Origin of the sequence: Phyllobacterium sophorae (genome assembly GCF_003010965.1) — a bacterium.
In the GTDB taxonomy this organism is placed as follows: domain Bacteria; phylum Pseudomonadota; class Alphaproteobacteria; order Rhizobiales; family Rhizobiaceae; genus Phyllobacterium; species Phyllobacterium sophorae.
The window spans coordinates 223789-232145 of sequence record NZ_PGGM01000010.1; the positions used below are offsets into that span (position 1 = coordinate 223789).

Below are 8357 nucleotides of genomic sequence, written 5' to 3' on the forward strand. Positions count from 1 at the left end.
ACGCTGTGGCGCAACCTTGCTTGTCGTCGCTGTCAAGCGGCAATGGCACGATCCTCCGAATAGGCGAAAACGCGAGGCGTTGCGACTGCCGTGCCCTCAAAATTGCGACTGATTTCCACGGAGATCAGTGTATCGCCGGGAAATGCCGGGCTGAGTTCGAGGGTGAGATAGTCGAATAGCGCCCGCTCATGCACGGCAACGACAAGTTGTTTGCCTAAGCCCTTCGAGAGAGTTCTCAGCAACGCTGCGAATTGCGCAGTGTGAACGTCGTCCATCGACTGGACAGGATCATCAAGGATAAGCCACGGCATGCGTGCTGGAACCGAAAGGTGCAAAGCCAGGAAAAGCGTCAGCGCTGCAGTATTGAGATTGCCCTGACTGAGCATCGCACCGGGCGAACCTGACACCTTGCCCGACCGATGGATCGTTTCAAGCACGGCCTCGACACTACCTTTGTCCGACTGTGGAAGTCTGAAGCTGGGGACAAACTGTTCGGATGGCGCCAGGCGGACGAATAGATCACGCCAGACCTTGTTCAAGGTGTTGTTGAACACCGACTTGACAATCTTCGAGCGCGCTCTGTCTGCGGCCTCGGCCAAATCCTTGGCGTGTTCGCGAACAAGGTCCACGCCGGCAACAGCATCCTCCAATTCCTTGGACCGCGTTAGCAGCTCCTGCCTTGCGGATTGAATTTCCCGAACAACCCGGATGTCATTTTCAAGCAGGCCCAACTCCGAATTGGCGCGAACACGTGTCGATATCAATGCCTCTGCGGTCTGGATCTGCCTTTCGATGTTTTCGATCGTTTGCCCTAGTGCTTCCTCCGGGGTCGCAAATGCGCTGACCCTCTGTCCGGTTGCCTCAAAAATCACGACATCGATCCCCGGGAGGATTGATGTCGATGTATCGTCCTGCCGTCGGGACAATGCGGCAACGCCTTGCGCAGCCGAAGCCTCACGCGTAAGACGCGATCCCTCTCTCGCCGAGCCTGAAAGCACTTGAAGACGTTGTGCATAGGCTTCCATCTTTCCGGCGCCATTGGTGAGGTCCGCCTGCTCTTCAGGCGAGAGCACCAGGCGCTCCACTCCGAGCTTCTCGCGTTTGGCTTGATCCAGCCTGGTTGTCTCTTCCGCGCGTTCGGTTGCCAGCGATTGCAGGCGGCCAGCCTCGCCGGTCAAGGTTCCTATTTTAGTCGCGATATGTGCCGACAGCGGACCGCTTTGGTGTTCACTGTAGTCACGATCGCAGACCGGGCAGATTTCGCCGGCAACATGTGGCGCTATTCCAGCCAAAGCGTTGGCAAGCGTGCGCACGTCCTGCGCGCTTGCCTGAAGAAGACGATCAAGCTCGCCTATGCGGTCAGTCGATCGCTGAATCGTTGCTTCAGCCTTTCTGAGTGTTAAAGACGCTTCATCGCTTGCCGCCAGCAACGATCGGCACCGCTTTCCCTCGTCTGTAGTCCGTTGCAGGGTCGCCTTGTGCAGGGCCTCCGGATCCGAGTCGAAGGAGGGCAGGTCCGGAAAGGATGGACGAATTTCGTCGAGGAGCACTTGCAGTTCCCCACCGACAGCATTTCGCCAACTATTTAGAGCGCTCATCGCCGCGGCCTCGAGGCGTTCCCGCTCAGCCCGGTCGCGCGTTGCCGCGTCCGCCGGAACCGACTGCCAGCTTGCCGACAATCCCATCAGCTCAGACCGCATTCTGGTCAGGCGGGACAATGTCTCATCTTCGGTCCGTTCGGCCTCAAGAAAGACCCGAACCGCCGAAGGATCCAGTTCGGCAGCCAGGATCGACGGCTCGTCGGGGCGTAATGTCTTCAAGAGGTCGCGAACGGTCTCTTGCCGCGTGCTCTTTGCGGTGGTTGCGACCAATATTCGGTTCGTGTTCGAGGCGAGATCCGTCGCAACCCCTTTGCGGCGTGCTTCAAGGTCTTTGTAGCCAGGCACGAGACTGCGAATGCGCGTCACGTGACCGGCGGCATGAAGGCCGTCAACAATGGCATCGAGAGGATCAAGACCCAGAATTTGCTTCACGAACTTAGTCAGCGGTGAGGCCGAGTCTGTTTTTTGATCGTCGTAGAGTTCAAGTAGTCGTCCCAGCGTGGCCTGCGGGAGATAGCACCGCTCGGCGAAAAAGCCGATGTCATCGCCTGCGAGCAACGGATTGGCTGTAAAGAGGCTGTTCTGACCAAAGATCAATGCACCGGCGGTCTTACCGTCAGCGCGAAGTGGTGCGGTCGTCGTCAGATCTATACGGCCACCGTCGGCCTCAAGATGTGTGAGAAACCGCTGGTAGCCATTGTCGTCCTCGGCGAGATGGCGGATTTTGCCCGTCAAGCCCAGCTCGATCGCCGATAGCACGCTGGTCTTGCCCATTCCATTGGTGCCGTGAACGAGAATGACCTGGGCATCGAGCGGAATGACGACCTTGCCGCGCAAGCTTCTGAAGTTTTCAATGACGAGAGTGCTGAGCCGCGGACTGGTCATGGATCATTCCCTTCCTCGGCTATCGCGGACGAAATCGACGCCGTCAACTGGTCACGCAGCACTGCCTCAACGGCATTTTTATCGGTCAACGCGCTGGCAAAGATATTTTGTGTGAGATCGGCCGGGGTATTCTCGGACAGGAGCTTGCGCACGTCCTCTTCCCAATGGACCATGCTCTCGACGCTCTCAGGTGTTTTTAACGGAAGCAGCACCGATACCCAGTCGCGCACGAGGTCGGAGGCATTCTGCCCGACCGGCGTGCCGATCGGCAACACGCGGCAGACACGACTCATCGCATGTACCGTCTCAGACGATGCCTGTCCTTGAGTGAGCACCGCAGTGACCGACCTGCGCGATTGGACAACGTCAAGCGCACGTGTCAAAGCATGGACTTTGCGCACAGCCCCCTCATCGGGAACATCACTTTTGAGATCGATTACGATCACCAGATCGTTTGCCTTCTCCGTAGCAATTAGCGCGGAGGTAAACTCGAAACTGAGCGTCCCTATCTTGAAGGGTTTGGGCAGCTCGCGGTAATGCCCTTCCCTTTTGAGAATATCGACGACCTGCTCTGCTGTGTTCATATGGCGACCTCCGCGCGGAGATCAGATAGCAAGCTGTCTAGATCCGCCGTCTGCTGGAGCATCGGCCCGAACGCGATATATCTCGGCCCCGACACGCCGGTCCTATAGTTGGCGCTCGGATTTCTCTGTTGACGTGCCGTTACTCGTTTCGAGCAAAATATCACGACATCTGCGTCGTCTTCAGCAAAAGCGCCGCACTCTATCAGACTTGCAATATTGTCATCGTTTGCGGCAAAGAACACGCGTGCGTGCGCCACAGACGAGGTGATGCGCAGCGCTCCCGATGCGGGATCTGTCGGGTCATCAAGACCGAGCGCCCAGTCGCCGGACTGTGCGATCAGACCCATCAAACCCAAAGCATTGGCGGCTTCGCGCTGCCCGGTCACTGCCAGCGCGACGTCACCTTTCATCTGATGAGTGGGGCGGTGATCGAGTGGGAAATACTGAACCGCGCCGACCGGATTTTCACCGTTCTGGAGTTGATATTTCGCCCGTGTCAGCGCCTGAGCGAACCGCTTGATAGCGGTCAGTCGATCATTATTGGCAGCCTCGGCGGCGCCGTCACGTAAATAGCGGAGGCCGGCGGCAATCCCATCGCGGTCAGCCTGACGTAAATTGGGCGCGCTGGCGTCACTTGCCAACATCTCCAGCTTCTGGGTGATGACCGACAAAACCAGCGCCAATAGAAGCTGCTTTCCAAAAGCTTGTATCAAGGCGGAAGCACCAATTTGGTGGCGGTTATCTTCGTAGTCGTCACCATAGGCGACCGAAAGGACCGTCTTTTGCCCGGTAGTCAATTGATCGGCGGCGAACATGATCGGCGGTGGCGACGCATCCCACTTCCATCCCTTGATTGCACCTGCTTTACCAAAAAGGTGCTGAATGTTGGCGTCTTGCGCCGACAGACCAATCATTAGGGTTCGAGAGCGCTGAATCAGCGCCGTCAGCTGATCTCGAACAATCGTGAATGTCGCGTTGCCCATCCAACCGATGATCTGATCGTTTCGGGCAATTAAGAGCTTGCGGTATTCGTCTTCTTTTTCGATCGCACGCAGCGCGCAACCGTGAAACTTGTAGAGTTTTGTCGCCGCCGGCGGACCACGGAGATCTGCCCCTTCGACGGTAATCTGGAAGGAGGTGAGCGGATGACCTAGTTCGACAAGCGCCCCTTCCAGCAGCCCGTCCCAGTTTGGCGTTGCAATCTCGGACACCGCGCCCTCCAGCGCGAGAATTCCGATTGCGAGATGTTCGGCGTCTGCTTGCTGATGGGCGAATGTGTTTGGAAAGTCGAGGGCATCCCAAAGGAGATAATCCTGCTTTTCGTTCTCCACATCTTGAGAGAGGACCTCCGAGTATTTTCCCCAGAGCCTTGAGACGATATTGTCGAGACATGGCCAGTCGATCGCCGGCTTCGTTACATCGATCGTGGCGCGTTCGCCCGGCGTTGGCTCGGCGAGATCGATGATCCGATTCAACGTTGTTGTGAAACGGCAGTTCTGATTTGTAGTCGCGTGGCTGCGCAAAAATTCGATCAATTTGGCAAGGACACCGTCAAGACCAATGACGCGGTCGCGTGAAATGCCAGAGCCGAGCCAGAACGCATAGCTGCCTTGCGCCACTGCCTTTGCGACCTCGGCAAATTGTCCGTCGAGAAGATCGATCGTCTCCTTGACGGTAATAGTTCGTGCAGTTGGCAAATCAGATCCCCTCGCCCCGGCATGCAACCTATCCTATATTGGGGGCGCGTTAAAGAGAGCTTGGGAAGTAGCATACGCATCCTGATTGAGGGCGCGGAGTTTCCGCTTCAGTTTGAGTTGGGCTACGGAAACCTCGGCGCCGGCCCAAGGGCGGATCTCGGAAATCACGTTCTGTTCGGTGGTTCCGAGATAAAGCACCGGCATTCCAGCTGGGATTGCACGGCCTTCTGTCGACCTGTTTGGCCGAGGTTTCATCCTTGCAGCATCGTAACCGGATGGGTCCTCTGCTCGGTTCTTACCGGGCGCATAGTACTCGATTCCGGCTGCGCTCGAAAGAGAACCATCCTTTGCGCAAGGCGACATCTCGTTTTTTCTTTGTCGCCAAGACCGTGTCCACGAAAGCCCGCACGGGCGCGTCCCAAACATAGCGCCGTTCATGTCTCACCGGGACGCGAAATGTCGATAGCTATCGAAAGACGCGAACTCAGGTTTTGAAGGTTCATCCAAGCCAGCCGTCATCATTATGATGCCTCGTTCAACATAAGGGCGTCAGCAAGATACATTGTCGATGGAGTCGCCTATATCAGTTGCGTTTGGCGCTGCTTGTCCAGTTCTCAAATCCCCCTGCAACGAAAGCCGGGCCGTTACTATTTCTGCGTCTGCGTGACTTCTCGACCGCAAAATCTATAAAGTCGGAGATGTCTGAACCATGGGCGCGCACAACGTCATCCACGATAGTCGGTTGCCCTCCGATCAATCTGATTTCGTTATCGGCCCTCGACATAGAAACAATCGGAACCTCCACAAGGGCCGAGTACAAAATTCCGGCGATATCGACGGACATCGGCGCCAGGATCACCTCTTGGCTATCGACAATGGCATCGTCTGCCCATCGGGGGAAGAACATGTTCACCCCTGGTGTCGAGCCGAGAGCCAAAAGCTCAGCGTTATCTTCCACCCATTCGTAGAATGAGGATAATTTTATTGGGCCTCCGGCACGACGCTGAGATCTCTCGATAGCGTCACTGATCCGACGCAAGACCGGCGCGACCGGAATCCAATGCGAAAAAGGTCCTTGATCCGACGACATCTCCAGCGGCAGTTGCGCTTCCCCGAAATGAATAGTGACTGACTTGGACTCGCGAGCAAGGATTGCACCGAGCTCGACGATCGATACTGCCTCTGCCAGATCGACATCACGCTCCCCTTCATAATTAAAGACCATGCCGGCCCAGCGTTTCTCGAAATCCATGTTGAGTTCGAAGAACTGATTTGCGAAACGTATCGTAGCGCCTTCGGCAAAGGGCGGAGGAATGAAGACGTCTACGCTAAACGCAATCCACTCACCCGACGAAGATTCTATTTCGATAGAGGCGGACGAAATTGGCGGAGCATTCATCGCCAAGATGGCATCACGAATGTAAAGCTGGTCATTCTTCAAGGGCACGCCAAATCGGCGCCGCTCGATAATTAGGTCACTGACTTCGATTTCTCGATGGCTACCAAGAAAAAGCTCGCCGAGCTTTTGACGAGCATTCTCACCCGGGATAAAAAAGCGGCCGACGGTCGGCTCGTCGTCGAAGCCGCAGCTTTCTCGGAAATTAATCTTACGGCTGACATAACGACTCGGGTCTCCTCCAAGCATTTGGTGAAGATGTGTCGAGAGCCCCTCCCCGTCCGGTCCGATCTCGACGCCGCGCGCCACCGGAACTGGGACCTTGACATTATGTATCGCGCGATTGCCGGCCGCTTCCTGTTCACGAACAGCACGCAAAGTGTCGGCGATCACACCGTCATCGATAGGCACTATCAGCCGTCTGACTGAACGCCTAGAGGCCTTCGTATAGTAGAGCACAGCGATCGCCGCCGGCAGATCAGCGTCAACGAGGTGCTTCAAGGCCGAAAGTTTTATTCGTGGGACTCTCGATTGTTGCTCGGTCGACTTGACCTGCAAAAGGAATTTCGGAAGTGAATTTTGCTGATCGAGCGGGCGATCTGGGGAATGATCTGGGGTCGCCTCAAGGAGAAAATCCCATCCTAGACGGTCCGGATCTGGCTTGTGCGCTATGAAGTGCTCTGGCTCACACCACCCCACCAATTCATTCTGTCCACGCGTCCCAGGGTCTGACTTCATTTTTCTGCCTTGCATAATGACGTGTTCGCCGCACCCTATCGCTCAAAGCGAACCCTTAGACGGCGAGCACGCTCTCGAACGCCGCTTCACCTCACTTTAGGAGGTCGCAAACGCCCTTTAGCATAGCAGCATCGTCCAGGCCACCGAAGCGGTGGGTTGCCGCTCTGGCGCAGAATGGTGTTGCCAACTGTCGATCGAGCCAAAGCGCTAGGAGTTAGGACTCAGCGAAGGCGACTTCGCATTGTTTGAAGATACTGTTCCCGAATCTCGGCGTTAGTGGGAAGTGGATACATGTCATTGTATCCTAATAAAGTGCCGCGTTTCCAAGACTCCATGTCATAGCCGGTTGCAATCAGCTTCTTTATTTGAAGGTTTGTTAGGTGGAGGTGTTGAGGGCCCATAGCTGAGAAAAAATGGCGTGGCCTATCTAGCATATGTTTAAAGCCAAACCGGTGTTTTACTTGCTTAAGCACATTCTTCTTATATCTCTGCGAATGCGAATAAAGGTTAATTACGCTGTCGTAGCTCAAGACGCTTATGCCGTCGTTTTCTAGAAGGTCCAGCATATAGGCCCTGGTCCCACCGCTCCGGTTCTTGTCATTCGATCGGCCGTATATCAGCTGATAGTTGAGCCGAATTGGATTATCCTTGAGTGCCCCCTCCATTAGCGGCTTGATCGCGTCAATGATCATTGACTGCTTTCCCCTTAGTTGCGCTCGCCATTCCTTGACTTGAGCGAGAGCGGCCGTGAAGTCAGCGGTTGGCGTTGGACGATTCTGATTGGCCGTAAAAAACTGTTTGTCAGGGCTCTCAAGTTCAACAAGTGTTATGTCCCAAACAGCAGAATTTTTATTCAAGTACACATAGTCTGAAGTTAGGGCAGTGGAGAGCTTGAATTTCGAAATAATCGAATCAAGGTGGAGAGCCGGAGTCGCTCCTGCCGGTGTAGGTATCAGCTCGGTGTTCTGCTCTAAAAAATCTTGCACGACTTGCTCTTTTTGTCGCCCAGGCGGCGGCGCCGTGACAAGCACCTTTTGAAATTTCTCAATTAGGTGTTGATCTATCTCCAGATACATGCGCAAAGCCTCGTTGACACAGCCTGTTGGCCAGAATTACCTGCTCCACGCCGGACATCAAGCACTTATGGCGCTAAGATCGCAGGCTCGCGGATCCTCATTGACGAGTTTCTTACATCACCCCCCATGCCCGAGCCCAGCAATCTGAGAATTGAAATGCGAAGGCAAAAATCCAGCACCGATTTCGGGCTTACCACTTCAAATTGAAATCGTTAGTCAGAAGCCACATCTGCCCCGCGTACAGCCGATAGAAGTAACCGGGGCAGATTTGGCGGCAGTTGCTCGTTGGAGCAGAATTTTTTCGGGATTGCGCAGCCGGGAATTGAAGTAGTTGTGCATAAGCTCCCGCGTCGAATCTAAAGAGCGTTGGCCCCGATTCC

At 55.3% G+C, this 8357-nt stretch carries 5 protein-coding genes; all 5 read right to left on the reverse strand.

Features of this window, described 5'->3' with window-relative positions; translation table 11 throughout:
* Positions 1-32: 32 nt before the first annotated feature.
* The 5 genes from CU103_RS20620 to CU103_RS20640 all read right to left on the reverse strand — a co-directional run bounded on the left by CU103_RS20620 (position 33) and on the right by CU103_RS20640 (position 7977).
* On the reverse strand, positions 33-2486 hold the full coding sequence (locus tag CU103_RS20620) for an AAA family ATPase (RefSeq protein ID WP_106665897.1): 2454 nt from the start codon (positions 2484-2486) through the stop codon (positions 33-35).
* Positions 2483-3070, reverse strand: coding sequence for a hypothetical protein (locus tag CU103_RS20625; RefSeq protein ID WP_106665898.1), 588 nt, complete (start codon positions 3068-3070; stop codon positions 2483-2485). The genes CU103_RS20620 and CU103_RS20625 overlap by 4 nt, the downstream gene beginning before the upstream one ends.
* Positions 3067-4605, reverse strand: a complete 1539-nt coding sequence (locus CU103_RS20630; protein WP_170117086.1) for an SIR2 family protein — start codon at positions 4603-4605, stop codon at positions 3067-3069. Before CU103_RS20630 ends, CU103_RS20625 begins: the two co-directional genes overlap by 4 nt.
* A gap of 745 nt (positions 4606-5350) precedes the next feature.
* On the reverse strand, positions 5351-6901 hold the full coding sequence (locus tag CU103_RS20635; protein WP_106665900.1) for a hypothetical protein: 1551 nt from the start codon (positions 6899-6901) through the stop codon (positions 5351-5353).
* A gap of 221 nt (positions 6902-7122) precedes the next feature.
* The gene (locus tag CU103_RS20640; protein ID WP_106665901.1) at positions 7123-7977 is read right to left on the reverse strand and encodes a Shedu anti-phage system protein SduA domain-containing protein; all 855 of its coding nucleotides are present in this window, start codon (positions 7975-7977) and stop codon (positions 7123-7125) included.
* Between the last annotated feature and the right edge of the window lie 380 nt (positions 7978-8357).

Bases quoted from the DNA above. Each gene is read 5' to 3' on its own strand.
- CU103_RS20625 (WP_106665898.1), bottom strand. From the start codon at position 3,070: ATGAACACAGCAGAGCAGGTCGTCGATATTCTCAAAAGGGAAGGGCAT.
- CU103_RS20620 (WP_106665897.1), bottom strand. From the start codon at position 2,486: ATGACCAGTCCGCGGCTCAGCACTCTCGTCATTGAAAACTTCAGAAGC.
- CU103_RS20640 (WP_106665901.1), bottom strand. From the start codon at position 7,977: ATGTATCTGGAGATAGATCAACACCTAATTGAGAAATTTCAAAAGGTG.
- CU103_RS20635 (WP_106665900.1), bottom strand. From the start codon at position 6,901: ATGAAGTCAGACCCTGGGACGCGTGGACAGAATGAATTGGTGGGGTGG.